The sequence below is a fragment of the Pseudoduganella albidiflava genome (assembly GCF_004322755.1).
Lineage (GTDB): Bacteria > Pseudomonadota > Gammaproteobacteria > Burkholderiales > Burkholderiaceae_D > Rugamonas > Rugamonas albidiflava.
The window spans coordinates 6,939,508-6,962,918 of the sequence record NZ_CP036401.1 but is presented as its reverse complement, the minus strand read 5'-3'; the positions used below and the strand labels follow the sequence as shown (position 1 = coordinate 6,962,918).

Here is a 23,411-nt window from a genome sequence, read left to right as displayed (position 1 = left end):
GGCTTTATGGGAAGGAAAGATGTTCCGGGGATCGGCGAATATGGCGGGCCGGCCGGCGGCTGGGGAGCGCTGCAGGCGGTGGCCAAGGCGTTGCGGGGCGAGATGAATGCCCACAGCACCACCATCCTGCTGCAGGTGAACCAGCCCACCGGCTTCGATTGCCCCGGCTGCGCGTGGCCCGACCCGCGCCACGGCTCCTCGTTCGAATTCTGCGAGAACGGCGCCAAGGCCGTGTCGTGGGAAGCCACCAACAAGCGCGTCACGCCCGAGTTTTTCGCACAGCACAGCGTGAGCGAGCTGTGGCAGCGGGATGATTTCAACCTGGAGTTCGAAGGGCGGCTGACGCACCCGATGGTGTACGACGCCGCCACCGACCATTACGTGCCGATCGCGTGGGACGACGCGTTCGCCCGCATCGGCGCCGCGCTGCGCAGCCTGCCGGATCCTGACATGGCCGAGTTCTACGCGTCCGGCCGGGCCTCCAACGAGGCCGCGTTCCTGTACCAGCTGTTCGCGCGCGAATACGGCACCAACAATTTCCCGGACTGTTCGAACATGTGCCACGAAGCCACCAGCGTGGGCTTGCCGGAATCGATCGGCGTAGGCAAGGGCACCGTGTCGCTGGAGGATTTCGACCATTGCGATGCGATCTTTTCGTTCGGCCACAATCCGGGCACCAACCATCCGCGCATGCTGGCCACGCTGCGCGCGGCCGCGCTGCGGCATGCGCCGATCGTGGTCTTCAATCCGCTGAAGGAACGCAGCCTGGAACGCTTCAAGTCGCCGCAGAGCCCGGTCGAGATGACGGTGGGGAAGGCGGTGCCGATCGCCACGCATTACTACCAGGTACGCATCGGCGGCGACAGCGCGGTCGTGAAAGGCATGATGAAGGCACTGCTGGCGGCGGATGCCCGGCAGGTGGCCCAAGGGGGACCGAGCCTGCTGGACCGCGATTTCATCCGCGACCATACCAGCGGCTTCGCGACGCTGGTGGCGGATCTCGACAATACTTCCTGGGACGAGATCGAGCGGGTATCCGGCCTGCCGCGCGCGGACATCGAAATGGCGGCGGACGTGTATGCGAACGCGAAACGCGTCATCATCTGCTACGGCATGGGCATCACGCAGCACCGGCATGGCACTTCCAACGTGCAGCAGCTGGCCAACCTGCTGCTGCTCGGCGGGCATATCGGCCGGGAAGGCGCCGGCATCTGCCCGCTGCGCGGCCATTCGAACGTGCAGGGCGACCGCACCGTGGGCATCACCGAAATTCCCAGCCAGGGCTTCCTCGACTCTCTGGAGCGGGTGTTCGGCATCAAGGCGCCGCGCCATCATGGCCACGGCGCCGTGGCGGCGCTGGAGGCGATGCGCGACGGCCGGTCGAAGGCGCTGGTCTGCCTCGGCGGCAACCTGCCGGTGGCGATGCCCGATCCGCAAGCCTGCTTCGACGCCATCCGCGGCCTGGACCTGTGCGTCCACATCGCGACGAAACTGAACCGTTCGCACCTGCTGGTGGGGAAGAAGGCCGGTCAACTGAGCTTCATCCTGCCCTGCCTGGGCCGCACCGAACGCGACGTGCAAGCCACCGGGCCGCAATCGGTCACGGTGGAAGATTCGATGTCGATGGTGCATTCCTCGCACGGCACGCTGCCGCCGGCCTCGGAACACCTGCGCTCGGAACCGGCCATCGTGGCCGGCATCGCGAAAGCCACGCTGCCACAGTCGAAGGTCGATTGGGACGGGCTGGTCGCGGACTACAGCCGCATCCGCGACAAGATCGAACAGGTCTTCCCCGATTTCGACCACTACAACGAGCGCGTCGCCCAGCCGCGCGGCTTCCGCCTCGAAAGCCCGGCCATGCGGCGCGAATGGCGCACCAGGACAGGCAAGGCCAATTTCCTGGTCTCCGACAGCCGGCGCGAGCGCCCGCTGGCCCGCCCGGGCGAAGACGATCCGCTGGTGCTGGCCACGATCCGCAGCCACGACCAGTACAACACCACGATCTACGGCAAGAACGACCGCTACCGGGGCGTGACGGGCCGGCGCGACGTGATCTTCGTGCACGAGGACGACCTGGCCGCGCGCGGCCTGGAACATGGCGACATGGTCGACGTGGAAGCCGTGGCCGAGTGCGACCACCCGGACCAGCCGCGCATCCTGCGCAACCTGGTGGCCGTGGCCTTCGACATCGCGCGCGGCTCGGCGGCGGCGTATTACCCGGAAGCGAACGGGCTGGTGGCGCTGTCGAACTACGATGAACGCAGCGGCACGCCGTCGTACAAGTCGATTCCGATCGTGCTGCGGCGCGCCGCTTCGGGCGGGCAGGACAGGGCGGTGACGGATTGACCCATATTCCGCCAGGGCTGTTGGCTTACTTCGATACGCGGCAGGTGAAGGTCGCCAGCTCGAGCACGCCATTCTTCGCCAACGTGGTCGCCGTGCATTCCGTCGCTGCCTTCGGGATCGGATAGAACAGCTGCAGCAGACCACGCCCGCCGCCATAGCCGCAATACACGTAGGTCGGATACCAATGCGGCTGCTCGAAGCGCCAGAGCTGCGCCCGGCGCCCGCCACGCCCGGTCTCCTTGTTATCCTCCGGGACGAGGTATCCGGACTCCTCAGGCGGCCCATGCAACATTCCTGCAGATGTCAGCGGGGCCGCCTGCAGCATCGCGAAGCGCCAGCCCGCCGGGGCCTTGCCCTGCACTGATCCCGGCTCCAGCGTGGATGGACAGGCTATGTGATGCTCGGCGCCCCATACCGCATTCGAGCAGAACAGGCATACGGCACCGCCGACAGCTGCCAGCAGCGGGGTCATCGGGTAAGTCAGGTCGCTCATTCGATCACTCGGAAGGCCAGGGCATTGTTACTCGCATTCGGAAACGATCCGTCAGCATTGCGCTGTTGACGGGGCGGAGGGACTCGAATCAAACGCATGGTGATCTTACCGCCGTTGTTTCGCCACTGATCAACCACCCATATGCCAGAGTCCATCACGCGGACGACCAGCGCCGCATGCTGCCCAGTGTGCCGCTGCGGGTAACGGCCGTTCTTGTCGAAGGTGGCAATTGCCGTCCCCCTTCTGATCGAATTACCAGCTTCCATCACCCAATTGCCGGCGCGCCAAGTCGCTGTAGTCCTGCCTCTCAGACCCGAAACGTATTCCTTGATGAGGTCGACACATTCCCCGCTGCCCGCATTGGGGGTTTGACCTTTGGCTAGCTCATCGACACCGCTGTACACGTGGCCCATAGATCCCTTTCTTCCGACCGCAAATGGTCGTGGAATCCATGGTGACGAAAGTGAAAATCAGGATATTGATGGTAGGCAACAGCAAGAATCGAAACGCGCCAGTTGTCTACAAGACGCATCAGAACGCGTACAGAACAATCTCGAGGGACTCGTACATCTCTGCCAGGCAAACGTGCAGGTCGACAGCCGACTAGGCTAGCCGACTACGACGCTAGCGGGTAGCGGCGATGTGAAAGCCGCTGCCGGCGATTTCTTCCTCGTCCACTTCGGTGCGCGTGATGCCGGTCACGCGCGCGCCGGGCGGGCCGTGCCGCGACCAGGCCACCAGGGCTTCCACGTCCTGCTGCGGGCCGCGCAGGCAGGCTTCCACCGTGCCGTTGCGGCGGTTGCATACCCGGCCGGCGAGCCCCAGCGCCGCGGCCTGCGTTGCCAGCGCGTGGCGAAAGCCCACGCCCTGGACGGTTCCTTCGATGATCAGTCGGGTTGCCATGTCGTGCATCCGTTGGGTTTTCAGGATCGCTGCCACGCCAGTGTAGCGCCGATGCGATATTCAAACAGGTATCGGCAATTGGAAATTTGTCATTGGCGCACGCATATCGATGTGGGTACGATATTTCCAATAATGCACCGCCACACCGGCGGGAGACATACATAAAACATCGGAGACCACCATGCACCGCATCGCCCATCGCGTAGCCGCCGCGCTTCGCCACGCCTTTTCCCCATAGCCCGGTGACGTTGCCGGGCAAGTACCGCCCGGCCCCGGACACCTGAACCCATGCACGCGATCCGGCCGCTTACACGAGCGGCGCAGGTGGCGTTCGCACGCCCGTGCCATGGGAACGTCGACCTGATTCACACAACAAGCAACGATAACGCGGAGATGACAATGCTGAAAAAACTGGTGGTGGGCGCAATGCTCGCATGCGCGGCCGCTTCGAGCGGCGCGATCGAACTGGCCGGACTGCAGAATGCGCACGACCCGGGCACGATCACAAAGGATGGCGATACCTATTTCAACTTCACGACGGGCACCGGCATCTGGTATTCCACCTCGACCGACCTGCGGAACTGGCAGGGCGGCGCGGCCCCCGTGTTCGCGACCAATCCGGCCTGGGTCGAGCAGAAGATCCCCAACTTCAAGGCCAACGGCTCGTCGTACTGGGCGCCGGACGTGATCCAGATGAACGGCGCCTACTACATCTACTATTCGGTGTCGCAGTGGGGCACCACCAACTCGGCGATCGGCGTGGCACGCAGCCCCTCGCTGAAGAACCCGGTGTGGACGGACCTCGGCATCGTGGTGCAATCGTTCGGCCGCGGCAATGCCGAAATCAACGCGATCGACCCGGCCCTGTTCCGCGACCATGACGGCCGCGTCTTCATGAGCTTCGGTTCCTTCTTCGGCGGCATCGGCGTGGCCGAGATCGACCAGGCCACCGGCAAGCTGGCCAACTACGTGACCAAGGTCGCCGGCGGCACCAACGCCCGGCGCGATATCGAGGCGCCCTACATCACCCGCAACGGCGATTACTACTACCTGTTCACCAACCGCGGTTCGTGCTGCCGGGGCAGCGAGAGCACGTACTACGTGGAAGTGCAGCGCGCCACCAGCGTGGACGGCCCTTACTCCGAGCCGCGCACCATCCTGGCCAATGTCGATGGCCGGCACAAGGGCCCGGGCCACGTGGGCGTGCTGAAGCAGGGTGGCTGCAACTTCGTCTCCACGCACTACTACGACACGGCCGACAACGGCAACGCCAAGCTGCAGATCATGAAGATGACGTATGCCGACCGCGGTACCGATATCGACTGGCCGCAGCTCACGCGCGACTTCGACAGCTTCGAGGAAGGCTGCGACGGCGTCAGCGATGGCCGCTACGCGATCATGAACGGCGCCAGCGGCAAGGCGATGACGGTGGCCGATACCGCCATGCTGCGCGCCACCCAGCCGGGCGCGATGGTCCAGCAAAAGACCTTCGCCAACCTGAAGAACCAGTACTGGTACGTGATCGGGCACGGCAACGGCGACTACAGCGTGATCAACGAGCACAGCCTGCTGGCGATAGACGACTGGGAAGTGTCGATGTCGCCGGGCGCCAAGGTCGCACAGTGGTCCTACTGGGGCGGCGAAGGCCAGAAGTGGCGCTTCGCCGACGCCGCCAACGGCAAGCACACCATCCAGAACAAGATCAACGGCCTGATGGCCGAAGTGAGCGGCGGCAGCACGGCGAACAATGCGCCGGTCCTGCAATACCCGCTGCATGGCGGCGCCAGCCAGCAGTGGTCGCTGCAGCGCAAGTAATCCCCACTCAAAAGGAATGACCCCATGAATACCCGACTCGCTCACCTGGCCGTGGCCGCGCTGCTGGCAGCCGCCGGCACGACGGCCTCCGCCGATGTCCTCCTCGTCACCGACCGCGCCGCGTTCAATGCGCTCGGCACCATTGCCTACAACAGCAATTTCGACGATTTCGGCGCCGGCTTCAACGTGCCGGGCGATCCCTTCACCCGCGGCGATGTCACCTATGCGTCCGACATGAACATCACCGTCGGCGCCGGCACCGAATTCGGCATCGGCAGCTTGCGCACGCTGGTCTCGAACAATTACTTCAGCGGGCTGGCGGGTACCATCGCGGCGGGCTACAGCCTGTTCGGCTTCGATGCGGCGGTGAACGAAGGGCCGGTCGACATCACGATCACCACCAACCGGGCCAGCTACACGTTCAACGGCGTGGCCCTGGCCGACGGCGTGAGCGGCCTGACGTTCCAGGGCTTCCAGTCGACCGGTGCAGGCGAGTATTTCACGGGCTTTCGCATCGACACGCTGGGCGATGGCTACCTGCCCGGCATGACGGACGTCGCTGTCGGCGTGTCGCCGGTGCCGGAGCCGGCGACGGGCTTGCTGCTGCTGGGGGGCCTGGGTGTGCTGGGATTGGCGCGGTGGCGCAAGGTGCGCAGCTGAACCAGCGAATCGCGCGCCTGCCAATCAGGCAGATCTCCCGCCAGTGTTACCTGAACCGGTTCAATCGTAGTCCATGATATGGACGACGATCCGCTTCGTTGGACGGACCAGGTAATGCCGGTATTTGTCGCTGATCCGGACGCCAGGAATGACACAGGCATTCATCGAAGCGTTGGCAGGCAGCCCTTTCAGCTGCTCGAACGAGCAGCGCAGGGTCACCGGGCTATCCGATGAGTTCTCGAACGGCGTATCCTTCGGTGGCCAGTTGAAATCACTCCGGGCGACGATGATGTAGTTGGGCAGGCTGACGAGGCTTCCTTTCGATATCACGGCCTTCACGTACCCGAGCCGCCAGTCGCATGGCCCCGGAATGTAGCGGTCCACCGTCAACCGCGCCGTGAAGGCCGTGCCACGTCTTTCGACGCGAAGCGGAACACTTACCTCGGACGGGAAGCTTGCCCCTTCCAGGTAGCCGGCCAGGAACGACGGGATCGACTTGCAGCCACGGGCGCCATTGGTCTCATAATGGGCCGTCAGGCGCAGGCCGAATCGTGGGGAAATCGTGCCCGCCATCTCGATTTCGTTGCTGGACTGCCCGGCAAGCCGAGGGTAGGTGTGGTGTGCGGGATCGAGCTCATTGCCGATCGGCGGCAAAAGATACTCCGCCACGCGCGGTACCACGGCGACCAGCCCCGCTCCTGCAAGCATCAGCAATATCCAGCTGGTGCGCGACATGTCTTTCCTTTCGGGAGATGGCAACGAAAAAACGGCCGGTTGCTCGCGCAACCGGCCGTTTTCACATGCAGCAAGGAGCTATCAGGCGCCCAGCACTTCCAGCGCCTGGTTGAACGTGGCGCTCGGGCGCATCACGGCTTTCACCTTCGCGCTGTCCGGCTGGTAATAGCCGCCGATGTCGGCCGGCTTGCCCTGGATTTCCAGCAGTTCGGCAACGATCTTCTGCTCGTTCTCGCCCAGCGTCTTGGCCAGCGGCGCGAACTTGGCGGCCAGTTCCGCGTCTTCCGTCTGGTTCGCCAGTTCCTGGGCCCAGTACAGCGACAGGTAGAACTGCGAGCCGCGGTTGTCCAGCTCACCGGTCTTCGGCGACGGCGACTTGCGGTTGTCCAGCAGCTTGCCGGTGGCCGCGTCCAGCGTCTTGGCCAGCAGCTTGGCCCGCGCGCTGCCGGTCTTGATGCCCAGGTCTTCCAGGCTCACCGCCAGGGCCAGGAATTCGCCCAGCGAATCCCAGCGCAGGTGGTTTTCCTCGGTCAGCTGCTGCACGTGCTTCGGTGCCGAACCGCCGGCGCCCGTTTCGTACATGCCGCCGCCGGCCATCAGCGGCACGATCGACAGCATCTTGGCCGACGTGCCCAGTTCCATGATCGGGAACAGGTCGGTCAGGTAGTCGCGCAGGATGTTGCCGGTGACGGAGATGGTATCCAGGCCGCGGATCACGCGTTCCAGCGTGTAGCGCATCGCGCGCACCTGCGACATGATCTGGATGTCCAGGCCCGTGGTGTCGTGATCCTTCAGGTACGTGGTGACCTTCTTGATCAGTTCATTTTCGTGCGGGCGGTACGGGTCCAGCCAGAACACGGCCGGCATGCCGGAGTTGCGGGCGCGGGTGACGGCCAGCTTGACCCAGTCGCGGATCGGCGCATCCTTCACCTGGCACATGCGCCAGATGTCGCCCTTCTCGACGTTCTGCGTCAGCAGCACTTCGCCGGTGGCCAGGTCGGTGATGTTGGCGATGCCGTCTTCCGGCACTTCGAACGTCTTGTCGTGCGAACCGTATTCCTCGGCCTGCTGGGCCATCAGGCCCACGTTGGGCACCGTGCCCATCGTGCGCGGATCGAAGGCGCCGTGCCATTTGCAGAAGTTGATGATCTCCTGGTAGATGCGGGCGAAGGTGGATTCCGGGATCACGGCCTTGACTTCCTTCAGGCGGCCATCGGCACCGTACATCTTGCCGCCGGCGCGGATCATCGCCGGCATCGACGCGTCGACGATCACGTCGTTCGGCGAGTGGAAGTTGGTGATGCCCTTGGCGGAATCGACCATCGCCAGCGGCGGACGGTTTTCCTGGCAGGCGTGCAGGTCGCGTTCGACTTCTTCGCGCTGCGACGCCGGCAGCGTGGCGATCTTGTTGTACAGGTCGGCCATGCCGTTATTGACGTTGATGCCCAGGCTGTCGAACAGCGCGCCGTGCTTCTCGAACGCTTCCTTGTAGAACATGCGCACGCAGTGGCCGAACACGATCGGGTGCGACACCTTCATCATGGTCGCCTTCACGTGCAGCGAGAACATCACGCCGGTGTTCTTGGCATCCTCGATCTGCTTCTCGTAGAAGTCCAGCAGGGCCTTGCGGCTCATGAACATCGAATCGATGATCTCGCCTTCCTGCAGCGCGACCTTCGGCTTCAGCACGATGGTCTGGCCCGACTTGGTGATCAGTTCCATCTTGACTTCACGGGCGCGGTCCAGCGTCATCGACTTTTCGCCGTGGTAGAAGTCGCCGTGCGTCATGTGCGACACGTGGGTGCGCGATGCCTGCGACCACTCGGCCATCGAGTGCGGGTTCTTGCGCGCGTATTCCTTGACGGCGCGCGGGGCGCGGCGGTCGGAGTTACCTTCGCGCAGCACCGGGTTCACGGCGGAACCGATGCACTTGCCGTAGCGGGCCTTGATGGACTTTTCTTCGTCGGTCTTCGGATCGGACGGGTAGTCGGGCAGCTTGTAGCCCTTGCCCTGCAGTTCCTTGATGGCCGCCTGCAGCTGCGCCACCGAAGCGCTGATGTTCGGCAGCTTGATGATGTTCGCGTCCGGCTCCAGGGTTTTCTTGCCCAGCTCGGAGAGCACGTCGGGCACGCGCTGTTCTTCCGTCAGGTATTCCGGGAAGTTCGCGAGGATACGCGCGGCCACGGAAATATCGGCCTCGTCGACGCGGATGCCGGCGGGCTTGGTGAAAGTCCTGACGACCGGCAGGAATGCGTGGGTCGCCAGCAGGGGCGCCTCGTCGGTCAACGTGTAGATAATGGTCGGATCATTGCTCATGCGCTCGTTCCTCGGAATTCGTGGGGTTCCTGATACTGAAAAATCGCCTGCCTGGTCGCGCGTCAACGCAATATCCTTCATCACCGAGACGCTCCGGCGGCGCCAGGAGCCTGCGCGGTAGAAAACACTTCTTTCTGCCGTGCAGACTCCTTGGGACAGCGCCAAATCATACCCCAGTAGCCCCTGCTGAGGGGTCCGGAATGATGCTGTTTCGCTATGCCAGAGGTCGGGGTCCGGTAGCCGGGCAGGCCTGCCTTGCCGATCAAGTCTTATATAAGATATAGGACACGGGCGGTATTATGCACGAGCTTGGAGTGGGATGCCAGTTTTTGCCTTCACCCACATGCCCGGCCGATGCTCACGATTGGTCCTGCACCCGGAGCATTCTGGTGCGGCATCAACCCGGCTCGCCGGGTGATAGCGATACTGGTGGGATTTCTGCGCCAATGGTGCGGAAATCCCACCAAAGTATATCCACATTAGGTACACTTCGATGAAAGCAACGTTTATCGAACTGCCTTCATTCCAGCGCCTGCGTGCCGAATACTTCGATGACGATGCGTTCAGGGCCCTGCAGAGCGAATTGATGAAGAATCCCGAGGCGGGCGACGTGATCAAGGGTACCGGGGGCCTGAGGAAAATCCGCTATGCCGACGAGCGGCGCGGGAAAGGCAAGCGGGGCGGCCTGCGGGTCATCTCTGCGGGTCATCTATTTCTGGAAGGACGCCGAGGGCCAGTTCTGGTTATTTACCGTCTACGACAAGGACGAGGCACACGACCTCACCCCGGATCAATGCAAGATGCTGAAGCAGCGACTGGAGTCGGAAATCAAGGCAAGGAGAGCCCGACAATGACCAAACGAGATATTTTTGCCGACCTGATGGAAGGCTTCGATGCGCTGGAACAGGCGCGCGAAGGCAAGCTCACGCTTCGCACGTCGGAGGTGGAGTACAGGCCGGCGCCGGAAATGACACCCGAGAACGTGCGGGCGCTGCGCAAGAAGCTTCACGTATCCCAACCGGTATTCGCGCGAAAACTTCGTACCGAGGTGCGGACCATCAAGAATTGGGAGCAGGGTATCTCCAAACCCAATGATCAGGCCGCAATCCTGCTGAAACTGATCGACCTGAATCCCGCGATCCTCGACCAGATTGCGATCCTCTGACCCGAAAAGCCCACATCGTGGGCTTTGTCGTTACAGGGCCGTCGATCTCGCAGGGTGGTAGTGAACGGTGCGCCGGCATGCAAGCGCGCGGCCTGCAGGCCTGCCGCGCGGCTCAGCTGGCGTACTTCACGGAGCAGCCATACGGCTGCGTGACGGGCTTGCTGACGGCCTTGCCGGCCTTGACCTCGTCGATGGCCTGGATCACGTAGTTGGTGGAACCGGCGATGTCGGCGGCGTTGGAGCTGGGCTTGCTGTCGATGGCGCCGGCATAGACGATCTTGCCGGCCGGGTCGACCAGGTACATGTGCGGCGTGGTCTTGGCGCCGTAGGCCTGGCCGATCTTGCCGTCGTCGAGCACCAGCGCGGTCGGGGTGGCTTTCTTTTCCTTCGTCCAGCTGTTCAGCGAGCTGGCCACCTTGGGATCCTTCGTCGCGTTGCCGCTCGTGCTCACGGACAGCCACACCACATCCTTTGCCGCCGCGTGCTTCTGCGTGGCCGGCATGTTGCCGCTGTCATAGTGCTTCTTGACGAACGGGCAATCGGGATTGACCCATTCCAGCACCACGTACTTGCCCTTGTAGCTGTCCAGCGAAACCGGCTTGCCGGCCGTGTCCACGGCGGTGAAGGCGGGTGCCGGCTGGCCGACGGTGGCCTGTGCCGCGGCAAGGCCGCTGGCCAGCAGGCCGGCGGCCAGGAGTGCTGCTGTCGTCATCTTCTTCATGGGTTTCCTCGTCCAGGTTGATCACATCGGCGCAGGTCGGATCTTGCCCAGTGCCGCCCGCACCTGCTCCACGGTCAGCACCTCGGACAGCACTTGCGGCGGCTGGCTGTCATTCGCTCCAAACAACACATATACGGGCACCCCGCTGCGCCCCAGCCGGGCCAGCTGCTCGGTGATGGCGGGGTCGCGGCGCGTCCAGTCGGCGCGCAGCAGCACGACATTCCTGGCGCCGAAATCCTTCAGCAATTGCGCGTCGTTCAACACGGTGCGCTTGTTGAACTGGCAGGTGATGCACCATGCGGCCGTGAAGTCGATGAACACGGGCTTGCCGGCGGCGCGCGCCTGGCCGACCGCTTCGACCGACCACGGTGCCCAGTCGCCCGCCGCCTGCGCCTGGGCCGTCGCGGGTTCCGCCTTCAGCAGCGGCCATGCGAGATGCACGGCGCCGGCCAGCACCACCACGCCCGCCGCCGCGAACAGGCCGCGCGTGCGGCGCGACTGCACCGGCGTGCCGATCGTCCAGCAGGCGAACGCCAGCGCGACGAGCACCGCGGCCACGCCGGCCATCGCATCGATGCCGGTCTGCTGGCCCAGGACCCACAGCAGCCACACCACGGTGGCGAACATCGGGAACGCCATCAGCACCTTGAAGCGCACCATCCAGGCGCCCGGGCGCGGCAGCAGCCGGCCCAGCGCCGGCACCAGCGCCACGGCCAGGTACGGCGCGGCCATGCCGAGCCCCAGCACGGCGAAGATGGCCAGGGCGCGCGGCGCCGGTTCCGTCAATGCCACGCCCAGCGCGGCACCCATGAAGGGGGCGGTGCAGGGCGATGCCACGGCCACGGCCAGCGCGCCGCTGAGCGCATCGTCGACCAGCGGATTCTTCGCCCGATGGGCGGCCAGCGCGCCGGGCAACACGCCGCCGAACTCGAACACCCCGGCCAGGTTCAGCCCGATCAAGGTGAACAACGCGGCCAGCCCGGCAACGAACAGGGGCGACTGCAACTGGAAGCCCCAGCCCAGCCCGGCCCCACCGGCGCGCAGCGCCAGCAGCAGCCCGGCCAGCGCGACAAACGACACCACCACCCCGGCCGTGTAGGCCAGGCCGCCGGCCACCGCCTTGCCGCGCTGGTCGCGGTGCTGCACGAGGCTGAAGATCTTGAGCGACAGCACGGGGAACACGCAGGGCATCAGGTTGAGCAGCGCGCCGCCGAGGAAGGCGAACAGCAGCGACAGCATGAAGGACGTGGCGGCGGCAGGTGCAACGGACGTGGCGGGTGCGGGTGCCGTGGTCGTCGTCGCCGCCGCCGTGGCCGGCGCCGGCGCAGCACTGCCGAGCGCGGGCCACGGGCCCTCGACGGGAATCGACAGCGTCCAGCCGGCCGGCTGTCCCGGTACCACCAGCAGGGCTTTCATGACCGCCGGGCTCTCGCTGCGCTGCGGCGACAGGGGCACGCGCAGGCGCAGGGTGCCGTCCACCCACTGCTGGCCAGCCTTGGCGGCGTAGTCGATGACGCCGATATCCTCGGCAAAGTACTGCACTTCGCCGGACGGCGGTGCCGGCAAGCCGCGCACCTCGATCGCCAAGGCATTGTTTTCCACGCGGGCGGTGGCACTGGCGCCTTCGGGTGCCACCGGCGTGGCGGCGCGGGTCGCGTCGAACAGGGCGCCGTGGGCGGCAAGCGCCGCACCGGCGGGAACGACGAGTTCGAAGTCGCCCGCTTCGGGCAGGCAGATTTCCTTGCAGACCAGCCATTCGGCATGCAGGCCGATCTTCAGCTCGCTCCCGGAAAAACCGGCCGGCACTTGCACCGGCACGGGCAGCAGCACCTTGTTTTCGTAGCCGTAATTGGTCAGCGGACCGAGCGGGAGCTTCTTCGGCGTCGGCCAGGCGATTTCGCCGGCAGTGAAACCGGCCGGCAGCTTCCAGGCCAGCGTGGTGGCCAGTCCGGAATCGCCGGGATTCTTCCAGTACGTATGCCAGTGCGGCTGGTGGTCGATGGCCAGGCCCAGCCACAGCGTCTTGCCGGGCCGGATACCGTCCGGCGCATGGACGAGCAATTCGCTGCGCACATGGTCGGTGACGACCACGGGTCCGGCGGCCTGCGCCAGCGGCAGGGCAGCGAACTGCAGTGATAACAGCAGGCTGGCCGCCGCGAACTTGTACAGTGACGTCACTTCCCTCATCCTTGCCGATATCGATGCGTCAATGATAAGGCTTAATGGCCTCCCAGGCTTAAGGAGGCCTGATGCATTGCACTTACTGCGTCAGCGAGCGCTCCAGCTCGGCCATGCCGGCCGGCAGGTCGAGTTTTGCTCCCGAGGCCTGCATGCTCGATCCCAGCGCGTGCAGCGTGCGGAACAGGTTGTGCGCGCGGCTTTGCTCGCCCATCTGGCCGATGCGCACGATATTCAGGCCGAACGCGCCGGAAATTTCCACACGGTGCACGCGCGACAGGTCCGCCAGCACTTCGGCCGCCACGACGCCGTCCGGCACGACGATGCCCACCACCGAATTGAGCCGGTGCTCCTTCGCCACCAGCAAGCGCAGGCCCATGCCTTCGATGCCGGCCTGCAGTGCCTGGGAACAGTTCAGGTGACGCTCGAAACGCTTCGGCAGCGTTTCGCCGCACACCAGCCGCAACGCCTCGTGCAGTGCCAGGATGCCGGACACGGGCGCGGTGTAGTGGTAGGACTTCTGGTTCCAGAACTTGTCGGCCAGGTTCGCATCGAGGACCCAGTGGAACGGCAGGTCGCTGCGCGAGGCGATCTTCTTCGCCCAGGCCCGTTCGGAAAACGCCAGCAGCGACACGCCCGGGATCGACGACAGGCCTTTCTGCCCGCCGGTGATCACCGCGTCGATCTGCCAGTTGTCCATCTCCAGCGGCATCGTGCTGAGCGTGCAGACCGCGTCGACGATGACCAGCGCGCCATGTTCGCGTGCCAGTTGCGCGATGCCGGCCAGGTTGCCGTTGCAGACCGTGTTCGACGTTTCGCCCTGCACCAGCGTGACGGCGTCATAGCGCTTGCTGCGCAATGCGCGTTCCACGGCTTCCAGGCTGGCGCCTTCGTTGACACCCGCTTCCAGGATGGTGGCTTCACCGCGCACGCGGTTGACCATCTCGGCCATGCGGCGGCTGAAGTAGCCGTTGCAGATGCACAGCACCTTGTCGCCGGGGTGCACCAGGTTGGCGATCGCCATTTCCATCGCGGCGGAGCCCGGGCCGCCCACGCCGAGCACGTAGCGCGAGTTCGTCTGGAACACATAGCGGCCCATGTCCTTGACCTGGGCAATGACCCGGTTCATGGTCTCGCCCAGGTGGTTGATGACGATCGAGTTCGCCGTCGCCACGCTGTGCGGGATCGGCACGGGGCCGGCACCCATCATCAGCAGCGGTTCGTCGGGAAGGATCTCGTCCAGCGGAACGATATGGGGAACGCTGACGGCTTGATGCATGGCGGGCTCCGGGCAATGGGGATCGTCCAGCATAGCAGCCACTTGACAGCCCATCAACGCTGTACCGGCCGTCATGCCGAACACTTAAGTGAACGCTTGACTATTGACCGCGACACGCCGATACTCAAGTCCATGCTTGACCATGATGCCCGCCTCGATGCCGTTTTCCGTGCCCTGTCCGAACCCGCGCGCCGCGCGATCGTGCTGCGGCTGTCCCGTGGCAGTGCCAGCGTGAGCGAACTCGCCGAACCGCTGGCGATGTCGCTGGCCGCCGTGGTGCAGCACGTGCAGGCGCTGGAACAGAGCGGCCTGGTGACAACGCACAAGACCGGCCGGGTACGCACCTGCATGCTCGACCCGCAGGCGATCGGCCTCGCCGAGTCGTGGCTCAGCCAGCGGCGGCTGCAATGGGAAGGCCATTTCGACCGGCTCGGCGCCGTGCTTGCCGAGGACACCAACCCAGCCAGTGAAAGGAAATCATGAAGAATGCCAGCCATGTTGCGTCATCGCCGATTTTCCATGGTTCGTTCGTGATCGAACGGCGCTACCCGGTGCCGCCCGAACGGGTGTTCGCCGCATGGGCCGAACCAGCCTTGAAGGAGCGCTGGTTCCGCGGGCCGCCGGGATGGGAATTGTACGGCCGGTCGCTGGACCTGCGCGAAGGCGGCAGCGAAACGCTGAACGGGCGCTTTACCGGCCCACCGCCGCTGGACACCCGTTTCACCGCACGCTACCACCACGTGCTGCCGGCCCGGCGGCTGGTGTACATCTACGACATGCACCTGAACGGCACGCATCATTCCGCTTCGCTGGCGACGGTGGAATTCCTGCCGGACGGCGCCGGCACGCTGCAGCGTTTCCATGAGCAGGTGGCGTTCCTCGATGGCACCACGGCGGACAAAGGCGTGCCATCGCGCGAACACGGTACCGCCGTGCACCTCGATTGCCTCGCCGCCCTGCTCGCGGGAGGGCAGCGATGAACCTGACCCTGTACGCCCACCCCTTTTCGTCGTACTGCCAGAAAGCGATCATCGCGCTGTACGAACATGGCCTGCCGTTCACACTGAAGCGCATCAACGATGGCGATGCCGGCGCGGAAGAAGAATTCGCTGGCCGCTGGCCGATGCTGCACATGCCGCTGCTGGCCGACGGCACGCGCGACGTGATGGAAGCCACCATCATCATCGAGTACCTGGAACGCTATCGCGGCACGGCGCCGTCGCTGCTGCCGGGCGACGGCGACCGCGCGCTCGACGTGCGCTTCCTCGACCGCTTCTTCGACAACTACGTGATGACGCCCATGCAGCGCATCGTCTACGATGCGATCCGCCCGCCGGAACAGCACGACGCGCGCGGCGTGGCCGATGCCCGCGCATTGCTGGACCGCGCCTATGCGTGGCTCGACGCGCACATGGCCGGACGGCACTGGGCCGCCGGCGCGGATTTCACGCTGGCCGACTGCGCCGCCGCGCCGTCGCTGTTCTATGCCGACTGGGTCCACCCGATACCGGCGCGGCACGCGCATGCCCGGGCTTACCGGGCCCGGCTGCTGGCGCGGCCATCGGTCCAGCGCGCCGTGAACGAGGCAAGGCCCTATCGGCACCTGTTTCCGCCAGGAGCACCGGAACGGGATTGACTGCCGCCCGGCCGGGTAAGTACTCCTCGATGCAGTCGAACCGGCTGTTACCACCGGCGTGTGACTGACGATCAATCCACGGGTGATACGCCGTACTGCGAGGCGTCCCTCGGCGGATTCGTTCGCAAACCGTGCACCAGCGTACCGACGACGCTACCGTATGGCGGCATCATGCAGCCATACCGTACAACATCTCGAGGAGAGACATCATGGGTAAATACCTGCTTGCCTGGCTGCTGGGCGTTCCCGCCATCGTGCTGGTGCTGATCTACCTGATTTTCTGATGCGGCCGTGCTGCCGCGCGCAATGAAAAACGCCACCCGACGTGGCGTTTTTCATTTTTGGAACGGGTGAGGCGGCCACCCGCGATACTGTTCGGCTAAGCTAACTGGCCGGACCCATCGACCGCCGCCCGCCATGACCGACCCGACCCGCCGCGCCTTCCTGAAGCAATCGATCGTTGCCGCTTCCAGTCTCTCCAGCCTTGCCGCCCTGCGGGCCCATGCCGCCACCACGGGCGAAGCACCGGTCGCGGCGACCCGCCATGGCCAGGTGCGCGGCTACCGCGACAACGGCGTGCTCGTCTTCAAGGGCGTGCGCTATGGCGCCGATACCGCGCCGCGCCGCTTCCTCGCGCCACTGCCTCGACTGGGCGACGCCGAAGGATGGCGGCAAGTTCGGCGCGCCGCATGCGTCGGACATCCAGCTGGTGTTCGACAACATCGCCAAGCCGGGCGCCACCGCCATCGGCCCGCAGGCGCAGGCCATGGCGGACATGATGAGCGAGGCATTCATCGCCTTCGCGCGCAGCGGTGATCCCGACAGCAGGTTCATCCCGCGCTGGGAACCTTACGACATGACGCGGCGTCAGACCATGATCTTCGACGTGCCGCCCCGGCTGGAAGACGATCCGCGCGGCGCCGAACGGCGGATTTTCGCCAAGGTGCCGTATGTGCAGCCGGGAACGTGAGCAAGCCATGAGCAAGCCGTGAGCAGGAAATGAGCAAGACATGAGCAGCGTATAAGCAGGAACAGGCAGGACACGGGCGGACATCCGGAGCGAACCTGAGGGAAACCTGCGCGGCGGCGGACAATCGGCAACGGCGACCGGCGATAATGTCGCATCCATCTACCTTGCAATGCTTCTGTCATGCACTTGTCCATCGACCAGATCGCACACGAGTTCGATACCGCCACCTTTGCACGCGGCGAAGATTACGTACGCCGTCGCAAGGTCGTCACCTTCGAGTGGGACGATACATTCCTGTATGGCGAAGTCGAGGGCAGCGGCCCTGAAGTCTATGTGCAAAGCATTTACCTGGAAGCAGGCCGGCGCGGCTTGCGGGTAAAGGGTTCCTGCACCTGCCCGATGGACTACAACTGCAAGCACGTGGTCGCGGTGCTGCTGGCCAGCATGAAACACCAGAAGGCAGCGCCGGCGGCACCTCCGTCAGCCTTGCCGGCCAGTGCGGAACGATGGCTGGAACGCCTTGCGCGCACGTTCAAGCAAGCCAGCACGCCAGCGGTGCCGGCCCGCGGCCCGGAATACCGCCTGGTGTACGTGCTGGTGCCGGACGGCGAGGACGGCGCGCTGCGGCTGAACGTGTGCAAGGCGCGCCTGCGCAAGGATGGCGGCATCGTCGCCGCCACCATCCACAACGACTTCTACAGCCTGCTATCCACGCTGCCGAACTACATGCGGCCGGAGGACGAAGAGCCGGTCCGTCTGCTGTCCGCACTGCGCACCGGCAGCATGTTTGCCGGCGATATCCGGCCTGCCGGCCCGATCGGCACCCGCCTGCTGGAGCAGTTGCGTGCGGAAAACCGCCTGCTGTTCGCGCACTCGACCGCCAGGCTGAAGAACGGCGATGTGGTATCAGTCCGGCAAGGCCCGCGACGCAGCGCCACGCTCGGCTGGCACGCCGACGACGCCGACAACGCCGGCAATGACCAGGTCCGGCTGGGCTGGCGCTTCGACGACGGCACGCCGGTCGGCCATGTGCTGGCCACGGAGCCGGCACACTACGTGGACGGCGGCATGCTGGGCGAGCTGGCGCTGCCGCGGGAACTTGCCGTGCTTCCCCTTGCCGACCTGCTGGACCTGGTCGCGAACGCACCGCAACTGGCACCTCAGCAGCGCGCCGGCATGGCGGCACGCCTGGCCGCGCAAGGCCTGGACCGGGTGCTGCCCGCGCCGCTGGAACTGGCGACGCGCCAGCGCAGCGATATTGCACCGGTGCCGCACCTGCTGCTCGACAGCCGGGCCGCCAACCTCCGCGACAAGCCGGCGTGGGACGATCACGCGCTGCTGCATTTCAGTTACGACGGCCTATCCACCGAAGGCGAGACCGGACCGGTATTGCGCCGGACGACGGGGGACACGATCGAACTGGTGGCGCGCGACATGGAAGCCGAACGGGCGGCTGCGGGCCTGCTCGCCAGCCAGGGATTTGCCGCCGACACGGAGAAATCGCTACCGGGGCGATACCCTTCCATGCGGCTGCCTGCGCCACAAGACTGGATCGACTTCATGCGCCATGGCCTGCCGCGCCTGCGCACGGCCGGCTGGCAGGTCTCGATGAACACCGGTTTCCGCTTCGACTTCGATGATCCGCAAGACTGGTATGCCGAGCTGGACGAGGAAGGCGAGGGCGTCAGTGCCTGGTTCGCCCTCGGACTCGGCTTCGTCATCGATGGCCAGCGCCACGCCCTGCTGCCCCTGCTGCTGCAATTGATCCGCGCAGCGCCGCACGACTTCGATGCCACGGCCCTGGCCGCGCGCGCGGATGGCAGCGAGATCCTTGTCGACCTGCCCGATGGCCGGCGCGCTGCGCTGCCGTGGAGCCGCATCCGGCCGATCCTGGCCACGCTGGGCGAACTGTATTTCGCCGAACGCCTGGGCAGCACGCTGCGCCTGCCCGTGACGGACGCCGCCCGGCTGGCGGAACTGGAACGGGCCGCGCAGCTGCGCTGGATGGGCGGCGAGCGCCTGCGCGAACTGGGCAGGAAACTCGACGGCTTCGCCGGCGTCATGCCGGTCGCTGCGCCGGCCGGCCTGCGCGCCACGCTGCGCGCCTACCAGCTCGACGGCCTGGCCTGGATGCAGTTCCTGCGCGAATACGATTTCGCCGGCATCCTGGCCGACGACATGGGGCTCGGCAAGACGATCCAGACGCTGGCCCACATCCTGGTCGAAAAGGAGGCGGGCCGGCTCGATGCGCCCGCGCTGGTGGTGGCGCCGACCAGCCTGATGGGCAACTGGCAGGCCGAGGCCGCGCGCTTCGCGCCTGGCCTGCGCGTGCTGCTCCTGCATGGCAAGGACCGGGCCGCGCTGTTCGACGGGATCGGCCAGGCCGACCTGGTGCTGACAACCTATGCATTGCTCGGCCGCGACGAGGACGTGCTGCGCCAGCGGCGCTACCACCTGCTGATCCTGGACGAAGCGCAATACATCAAGAACAGCCGTTCCCGCGCCGCCCAGGTGGCCTGCCTGCTCGATGCGCGGCATCGCCTGTGCCTGACCGGTACCCCGGTGCAGAACCATCTGGGCGAACTGTGGTCGCAGTTCCATTTCCTGATGCCGGGCCTGCTGGGCGACGAAAAAGCCTTCAATGCCCATTTCCGCAAGCCCATCGAACAGCAGGGCGACACCTTGCGCAAGGACTTGCTGGCGCGGCGCGTGAAGCCGTTCATGCTGCGGCGGACCAAGGACAAGGTGGCCACCGAGCTGCCGCCGAAGACGGAGATCGTGCTGCCCGTGGAACTGGGGGGTGTGCAGCGCGACCTGTATGAAACGGTGCGCGTGGCCATGGACCGCAAGGTGCGCGACGAGATCGACCGCAAGGGCCTGGCGCGCAGCCAGATCGTGATCCTGGACGCGCTGCTCAAGCTGCGCCAGGCATGCTGCGACCCGCGCCTGCTCAAGGGACGCGATACCGCCAGCGCCGGCTCGGCCAAGCTCGACACGCTGATGGAGCTGCTGGACACGCTGCTGAGCGAAGGCCGCAAGGTGCTGGTGTTCTCGCAGTTCACCAGCATGCTGGCGCTGATCGCGGCGGCCCTGCGGGCCCGCGCTGTCGAGTTTGCCTTACTGACGGGCGACACGGTCGACCGCGCCGCGCCGATCGCTGCTTTCCAGGAGGGCAATGCCGCGGTGTTCCTGATCAGCCTGAAAGCGGGCGGCGTGGGGCTGAACCTCACTGCGGCCGATACGGTCATCCACTACGATCCCTGGTGGAATCCCGCCAGCGAAAACCAGGCCACCGACCGGGCCTGGCGCATCGGCCAGGAACGGCCGGTGTTCGTCTACAAGCTCATCGCACGCGGCACGCTGGAGGAAAAAATCCAGGAGATGCAGCGCCGCAAGGGCGAACTGGCCAACGCCGTGCTGGATGCCGAGGGGGCACTGGCGCCAGCGCTCGGCGTGGAGGAATTGCGGGCGATCCTTGCATAGCCGGTGGATTGCCGTCTTCAAGCCCACAGGCGCAGCGGCAACAAGTCCCATGCGGCCAGCACGATCGCCAGTTGCAGCACCGCCGCCATGGCCAGGGCATCGATCCGGCGGCCGCTCCCGCGCCGCAGCGCCAACGCCAGGCCGGCCAGCATCGCCACCGGCAAGGCGGCCGTGACGATCGCCAGCAGGGCACTGGCCACCGTCAGGTCGCCCAGCTGGAGCAATGACTGCCGGTAAAACAGCGGCAACGGCAGCAGCAGCGCCAGCACGCCCGCCAGTGGCATCGCCAGCGGATCGCGCGGCGGCAAGCGCCGCAGTGCCAGCCGCGCCAATCCCTTCGCCGCGATCCAGGCCAGTCCCAGCAGGCCGGCGGCCACGCTGCACCACAGCGATGCCAGGTACACCAGCGATACCCGTGCATGGCTTTGCGTGCCGGTGGTGAGGATGCGCTGCCCTTCTGCCGACAGGAGCAGCGCATGGGAGGGCAGCACCTTGCCGGGCGCGCGGAACAGCCCCTTCCCCGCATGGACCAGGGCCACCGCCGGGCCCTGGAACGGCTCCAGATGGAGGCCCGCGCCGCCGCCGCGCACCCGCGCGAAGCCAAACACGGTATCGATGAAGCGCAGGCTGTCGAAACGGTTGGGGGCGGGCACGTACCATCCCTCCCAAGGGCGCGGATCGAAAGGAGGCGGCACGCGCGGGGCGGGCGTGGCCATGGCCGGCACGAGTGCCTGCGCCAGCAGCGCATCGAAGCGCTGGTAATCGGCCGCTTCGTTGTCGGTATTGAAGGCGATGAAAAAGCCTTTCTGCGCTGCCGGGAACAGGCACAGCATGGCCTTGAAGCCGACCGTGCTGCCGCCGTGGCAGCGGGCCACCAGGCCGTGGCGGTCGAAGGTGCGCAGTCCCAGGCCATAGCCGACCTGCAGGCCCGCACGTGCCGCCTCGGTTCCCGCAGGCTCGCCCATCCGGCGCAGCAGGGCCGGATCGATGAAGCGCCGGCCGCCGATGCTGCCGTCGCCCATCAGGAAGCGGGCGAAGCGGCCCATGTCCGCCGCCGTGGTCGTGAACTGGCCGGCAGGGCGCATATACGATGGCATCGCCCCGCGGCGGGCGCCGTGCTCGAAGTGGCCCATGGCCAGGCGCGGATCGGCGGATTGCGTGACGAACGCGAAGGTGCTGTCGCGCATGCCCAGTGGCGCCAGCAGGGCCCCGTCCAGGTAGCGCTCGTAGCGCTGCTTCACGACGGCTTCGATGACCATGCCGAGCAGCGTGTAGCCCATGTTCGAATACGAATGCCGCGTGCCGGGGCGGTGGCGCACGCGCAGCAGCCCGCTGCCGGCCGGGAAGGCGGCGGCAAGCGGCGCATCGTCCCGCGCCTTCATCGTAAACACCTGCCAGAAATGGACATCGTCCAGCCCGGACGTGTGATCGAGCAGGTGCCGGAGGCGTACCGGGTCCCTGGCCTGCCATGGATTGTCGAAGACCATTTCGGGCAGCAGTACCGCCACGGGCATGTCCAGCGACAGGCGGCCTTCGGTGACCAGGCGCAGGATGCCGGTCGCCAGCAAGGTCTTGGCGATGGAGCCCACCTGCACGCGATGGTCCACCCGCATCGGCGCGCGGCTGCGGGCATCGCTGACGCCGGCGGCGCCATGGGTATCGAGGGTGGACCACACGGTGCCTTCGAGGCGCTGCGCTTGCAGCAGCGCGGCGATCCGGGGCGCGAGGGAGGTCGATGCCGAGCCGTGTGCCACATTGTGTGCCAGGCCTGGCGAAATAAAGGCAAGCAGGAATGCCAGCAGGGTGATCAGCGTTTTCAAGGGGTACCCGAACAAGGACGAGCCCTCAGCATACGCAGCCGGCGGTGAAAAATTGGTGAAATGCCGTCAGTTTGCGGACAGGTAGTCCGGCTGACAATCTCCGCTCCAACCATGAAGGAGCGACAATATGATCAAGCATGCAGCATTGGCCCTCGGCCTGGCAGCGGTGTTCCCGGCCGGTGCCAGCACCCTGTTCCCCACGGTGGGCGAAAAAGGGCCGCCACAGATCGGCATCGGCCTGGCCGCGCTGGTGGAGAACGAAGGCTACAAGGATGGCGGCACCGAAACCGAGCCGCTGCCGGTATTTTTCTACCAGGGCGAACGCTTGCGCGTGCTCGGCCCGCAGCTGACCTATCGCGTACTGGGCGACCGCGACAACTACATCGGCCTGCGCGTGGATTACCGTTTCGACGGCTACGACAAGGATGACGGCGCGATCTTCGACGGCATGGAGGAACGCAAGAGCGGCATCGCGGTGGGTGTCGCCGGACAGTTGCGGGCCGGCCCAGGCAACATCTACTACAGTGCGGCGAAAAGCGCTTCCGCCAGCAAAGGCATGTATGCGACCATTCAATATGGCATCCCGGCCACGGTCGGCGGATGGACGGTCACGCCGCGTGCCGGCGTCGAATATTTCAATGCAAAGTACGCGGACTATTATTTTGGCGTGCGGGCGCACGAAGCGCGCACCGGCCGCCCGGCCTATGCCCCGGGCAGCGCGTTCAACCTCGATGTCGGTGTCGACGTGCACCGCGACCTGGGCCGCCATCACACGGTGTTCGGCAGCGTGAAGTACCGCCGCTACGACGGCGCCATCAAGGACAGTCCCCTGATGGAGAAGGGCGCTTCGCCGCGGCTCAATATCGGCTACCTGTACCGCTTCTGACCGGA

At 65.7% G+C, this 23,411-nt stretch carries 20 protein-coding genes; 11 read left to right on the top strand and 9 right to left on the bottom strand.

What is annotated here, in order from left to right; all coding sequences use genetic code 11:
• The first annotated feature begins 6 nt into the window (after nt 1-6).
• On the top strand, nt 7-2,346 hold the full coding sequence (locus EYF70_RS28935; protein WP_131148454.1) for an FdhF/YdeP family oxidoreductase: 2,340 nt from the start codon (nt 7-9) through the stop codon (nt 2,344-2,346).
• Nucleotides 2,347-2,371: 25 nt separating this feature from the next.
• Here the strand turns inward: EYF70_RS28935 and EYF70_RS28930 are convergent, their stop codons facing one another.
• The 3 genes from EYF70_RS28930 to EYF70_RS28920 form a co-directional block, all read right to left on the bottom strand.
• Complete coding sequence (locus EYF70_RS28930) at nt 2,372-2,839, bottom strand: STY0301 family protein (RefSeq protein WP_131148453.1); 468 nt, start codon at nt 2,837-2,839, stop codon at nt 2,372-2,374.
• Entirely contained in the window at nt 2,836-3,252 is a 417-nt protein-coding gene (locus EYF70_RS28925; protein WP_131148452.1) for a BPSL0067 family protein, read from the bottom strand. The genes EYF70_RS28930 and EYF70_RS28925 overlap by 4 nt, the downstream gene beginning before the upstream one ends.
• A 211-nt stretch (nt 3,253-3,463) precedes the next feature.
• Nucleotides 3,464-3,742, bottom strand: coding sequence for an acylphosphatase (locus EYF70_RS28920; protein WP_229420609.1), 279 nt, complete (start codon nt 3,740-3,742; stop codon nt 3,464-3,466).
• A gap of 399 nt (nt 3,743-4,141) precedes the next feature.
• Here EYF70_RS28920 and EYF70_RS28915 point away from each other — a divergent pair, with 399 nt between their 5' ends.
• Nucleotides 4,142-5,557 (top strand): family 43 glycosylhydrolase, encoded by a 1,416-nt coding sequence (locus tag EYF70_RS28915; RefSeq protein ID WP_131148450.1) that lies wholly within the window; start codon nt 4,142-4,144, stop codon nt 5,555-5,557.
• Nucleotides 5,558-5,581: 24 nt separating this feature from the next.
• The gene (locus EYF70_RS28910; RefSeq protein WP_131148449.1) at nt 5,582-6,217 is read left to right on the top strand and encodes a PEP-CTERM sorting domain-containing protein; all 636 of its coding nucleotides are present in this window, start codon (nt 5,582-5,584) and stop codon (nt 6,215-6,217) included.
• A 60-nt stretch (nt 6,218-6,277) separates the two neighbouring features.
• Here the strand turns inward: EYF70_RS28910 and EYF70_RS28905 are convergent, their stop codons facing one another.
• Together EYF70_RS28905 and EYF70_RS28900 are read right to left on the bottom strand one after the other, a co-directional pair.
• On the bottom strand, nt 6,278-6,952 hold the full coding sequence (locus EYF70_RS28905; protein WP_131148448.1) for a hypothetical protein: 675 nt from the start codon (nt 6,950-6,952) through the stop codon (nt 6,278-6,280).
• A gap of 81 nt (nt 6,953-7,033) precedes the next feature.
• Nucleotides 7,034-9,268 (bottom strand): NADP-dependent isocitrate dehydrogenase, encoded by a 2,235-nt coding sequence (locus EYF70_RS28900; protein ID WP_131148447.1) that lies wholly within the window; start codon nt 9,266-9,268, stop codon nt 7,034-7,036.
• A 493-nt stretch (nt 9,269-9,761) separates the two neighbouring features.
• On the opposite strand from EYF70_RS28900, the gene EYF70_RS31975 reads away from it, so the two are divergent.
• Nucleotides 9,762-10,433: a helix-turn-helix domain-containing protein gene (locus tag EYF70_RS31975; RefSeq protein WP_307722094.1), complete on the top strand. Its 672-nt coding sequence runs from the start codon at nt 9,762-9,764 to the stop codon at nt 10,431-10,433.
• Nucleotides 10,434-10,545: 112 nt separating this feature from the next.
• Here the strand turns inward: EYF70_RS31975 and EYF70_RS28885 are convergent, their stop codons facing one another.
• The 3 genes from EYF70_RS28885 to EYF70_RS28875 form a co-directional block, all read right to left on the bottom strand.
• Entirely contained in the window at nt 10,546-11,154 is a 609-nt protein-coding gene (locus tag EYF70_RS28885; protein ID WP_131148445.1) for a redoxin domain-containing protein, read from the bottom strand.
• A gap of 21 nt (nt 11,155-11,175) precedes the next feature.
• Nucleotides 11,176-13,341, bottom strand: coding sequence for a protein-disulfide reductase DsbD family protein (locus tag EYF70_RS28880; protein ID WP_131148444.1), 2,166 nt, complete (start codon nt 13,339-13,341; stop codon nt 11,176-11,178).
• Nucleotides 13,342-13,414: 73 nt separating this feature from the next.
• Complete coding sequence (locus tag EYF70_RS28875) at nt 13,415-14,611, bottom strand: pyridoxal-phosphate-dependent aminotransferase family protein (protein ID WP_131148443.1); 1,197 nt, start codon at nt 14,609-14,611, stop codon at nt 13,415-13,417.
• A 132-nt stretch (nt 14,612-14,743) separates the two neighbouring features.
• On the opposite strand from EYF70_RS28875, the gene EYF70_RS28870 reads away from it, so the two are divergent.
• The 6 genes from EYF70_RS28870 to EYF70_RS28850 all read left to right on the top strand — a co-directional run bounded on the left by EYF70_RS28870 (nt 14,744) and on the right by EYF70_RS28850 (nt 20,700).
• Nucleotides 14,744-15,094, top strand: coding sequence for an ArsR/SmtB family transcription factor (locus tag EYF70_RS28870; RefSeq protein WP_131148442.1), 351 nt, complete (start codon nt 14,744-14,746; stop codon nt 15,092-15,094).
• Entirely contained in the window at nt 15,091-15,591 is a 501-nt protein-coding gene (locus tag EYF70_RS28865; protein ID WP_131148441.1) for an SRPBCC family protein, read from the top strand. The genes EYF70_RS28870 and EYF70_RS28865 overlap by 4 nt, the downstream gene beginning before the upstream one ends.
• A complete protein-coding gene (locus EYF70_RS28860) occupies nt 15,588-16,247 on the top strand; it encodes a glutathione S-transferase family protein (protein ID WP_131148440.1) in 660 nt (219 codons plus the stop codon). Before EYF70_RS28865 ends, EYF70_RS28860 begins: the two co-directional genes overlap by 4 nt.
• Nucleotides 16,248-16,378: 131 nt before the next feature.
• Nucleotides 16,379-16,531: a hypothetical protein gene (locus tag EYF70_RS31210; protein WP_165497536.1), complete on the top strand. Its 153-nt coding sequence runs from the start codon at nt 16,379-16,381 to the stop codon at nt 16,529-16,531.
• Between the two features lie 317 nt (nt 16,532-16,848).
• A complete protein-coding gene (locus EYF70_RS28855) occupies nt 16,849-17,217 on the top strand; it encodes a carboxylesterase family protein (RefSeq protein ID WP_218943739.1) in 369 nt (122 codons plus the stop codon).
• A gap of 180 nt (nt 17,218-17,397) precedes the next feature.
• Complete coding sequence (locus EYF70_RS28850) at nt 17,398-20,700, top strand: DEAD/DEAH box helicase (protein ID WP_131148439.1); 3,303 nt, start codon at nt 17,398-17,400, stop codon at nt 20,698-20,700.
• Nucleotides 20,701-20,717: 17 nt separating this feature from the next.
• Here EYF70_RS28850 and EYF70_RS28845 read toward each other — a convergent pair whose 3' ends face one another.
• On the bottom strand, nt 20,718-22,520 hold the full coding sequence (locus tag EYF70_RS28845) for a serine hydrolase domain-containing protein (protein ID WP_131148438.1): 1,803 nt from the start codon (nt 22,518-22,520) through the stop codon (nt 20,718-20,720).
• Nucleotides 22,521-22,647: 127 nt separating this feature from the next.
• Between EYF70_RS28845 and EYF70_RS28840 the strand changes: the two genes are divergently transcribed.
• Nucleotides 22,648-23,406, top strand: a complete 759-nt coding sequence (locus EYF70_RS28840) for a MipA/OmpV family protein (RefSeq protein ID WP_131148437.1) — start codon at nt 22,648-22,650, stop codon at nt 23,404-23,406.
• Nucleotides 23,407-23,411 lie beyond the last annotated feature (5 nt).

Bases quoted from the DNA above. Each gene is read 5' to 3' on its own strand.
- EYF70_RS28865 (WP_131148441.1), top strand. From the start codon at position 15,091: ATGAAGAATGCCAGCCATGTTGCGTCATCGCCGATTTTCCATGGTTCG.
- EYF70_RS31975 (WP_307722094.1), top strand. From the start codon at position 9,762: ATGAAAGCAACGTTTATCGAACTGCCTTCATTCCAGCGCCTGCGTGCC.
- EYF70_RS28885 (WP_131148445.1), bottom strand. From the start codon at position 11,154: ATGAAGAAGATGACGACAGCAGCACTCCTGGCCGCCGGCCTGCTGGCC.
- EYF70_RS28920 (WP_229420609.1), bottom strand. From the start codon at position 3,742: ATGGCAACCCGACTGATCATCGAAGGAACCGTCCAGGGCGTGGGCTTT.
- EYF70_RS28860 (WP_131148440.1), top strand. From the start codon at position 15,588: ATGAACCTGACCCTGTACGCCCACCCCTTTTCGTCGTACTGCCAGAAA.
- EYF70_RS28855 (WP_218943739.1), top strand. From the start codon at position 16,849: ATGGCGCCGATACCGCGCCGCGCCGCTTCCTCGCGCCACTGCCTCGAC.
- EYF70_RS28930 (WP_131148453.1), bottom strand. From the start codon at position 2,839: ATGAGCGACCTGACTTACCCGATGACCCCGCTGCTGGCAGCTGTCGGC.
- EYF70_RS28935 (WP_131148454.1), top strand. From the start codon at position 7: ATGGGAAGGAAAGATGTTCCGGGGATCGGCGAATATGGCGGGCCGGCC.
- EYF70_RS28840 (WP_131148437.1), top strand. From the start codon at position 22,648: ATGATCAAGCATGCAGCATTGGCCCTCGGCCTGGCAGCGGTGTTCCCG.
- EYF70_RS28915 (WP_131148450.1), top strand. From the start codon at position 4,142: ATGCTGAAAAAACTGGTGGTGGGCGCAATGCTCGCATGCGCGGCCGCT.
- EYF70_RS28925 (WP_131148452.1), bottom strand. From the start codon at position 3,252: ATGGGCCACGTGTACAGCGGTGTCGATGAGCTAGCCAAAGGTCAAACC.
- EYF70_RS28880 (WP_131148444.1), bottom strand. From the start codon at position 13,341: ATGAGGGAAGTGACGTCACTGTACAAGTTCGCGGCGGCCAGCCTGCTG.
- EYF70_RS28910 (WP_131148449.1), top strand. From the start codon at position 5,582: ATGAATACCCGACTCGCTCACCTGGCCGTGGCCGCGCTGCTGGCAGCC.
- EYF70_RS28850 (WP_131148439.1), top strand. From the start codon at position 17,398: ATGCACTTGTCCATCGACCAGATCGCACACGAGTTCGATACCGCCACC.
- EYF70_RS28875 (WP_131148443.1), bottom strand. From the start codon at position 14,611: ATGCATCAAGCCGTCAGCGTTCCCCATATCGTTCCGCTGGACGAGATC.
- EYF70_RS28900 (WP_131148447.1), bottom strand. From the start codon at position 9,268: ATGAGCAATGATCCGACCATTATCTACACGTTGACCGACGAGGCGCCC.
- EYF70_RS28870 (WP_131148442.1), top strand. From the start codon at position 14,744: ATGCTTGACCATGATGCCCGCCTCGATGCCGTTTTCCGTGCCCTGTCC.
- EYF70_RS28905 (WP_131148448.1), bottom strand. From the start codon at position 6,952: ATGTCGCGCACCAGCTGGATATTGCTGATGCTTGCAGGAGCGGGGCTG.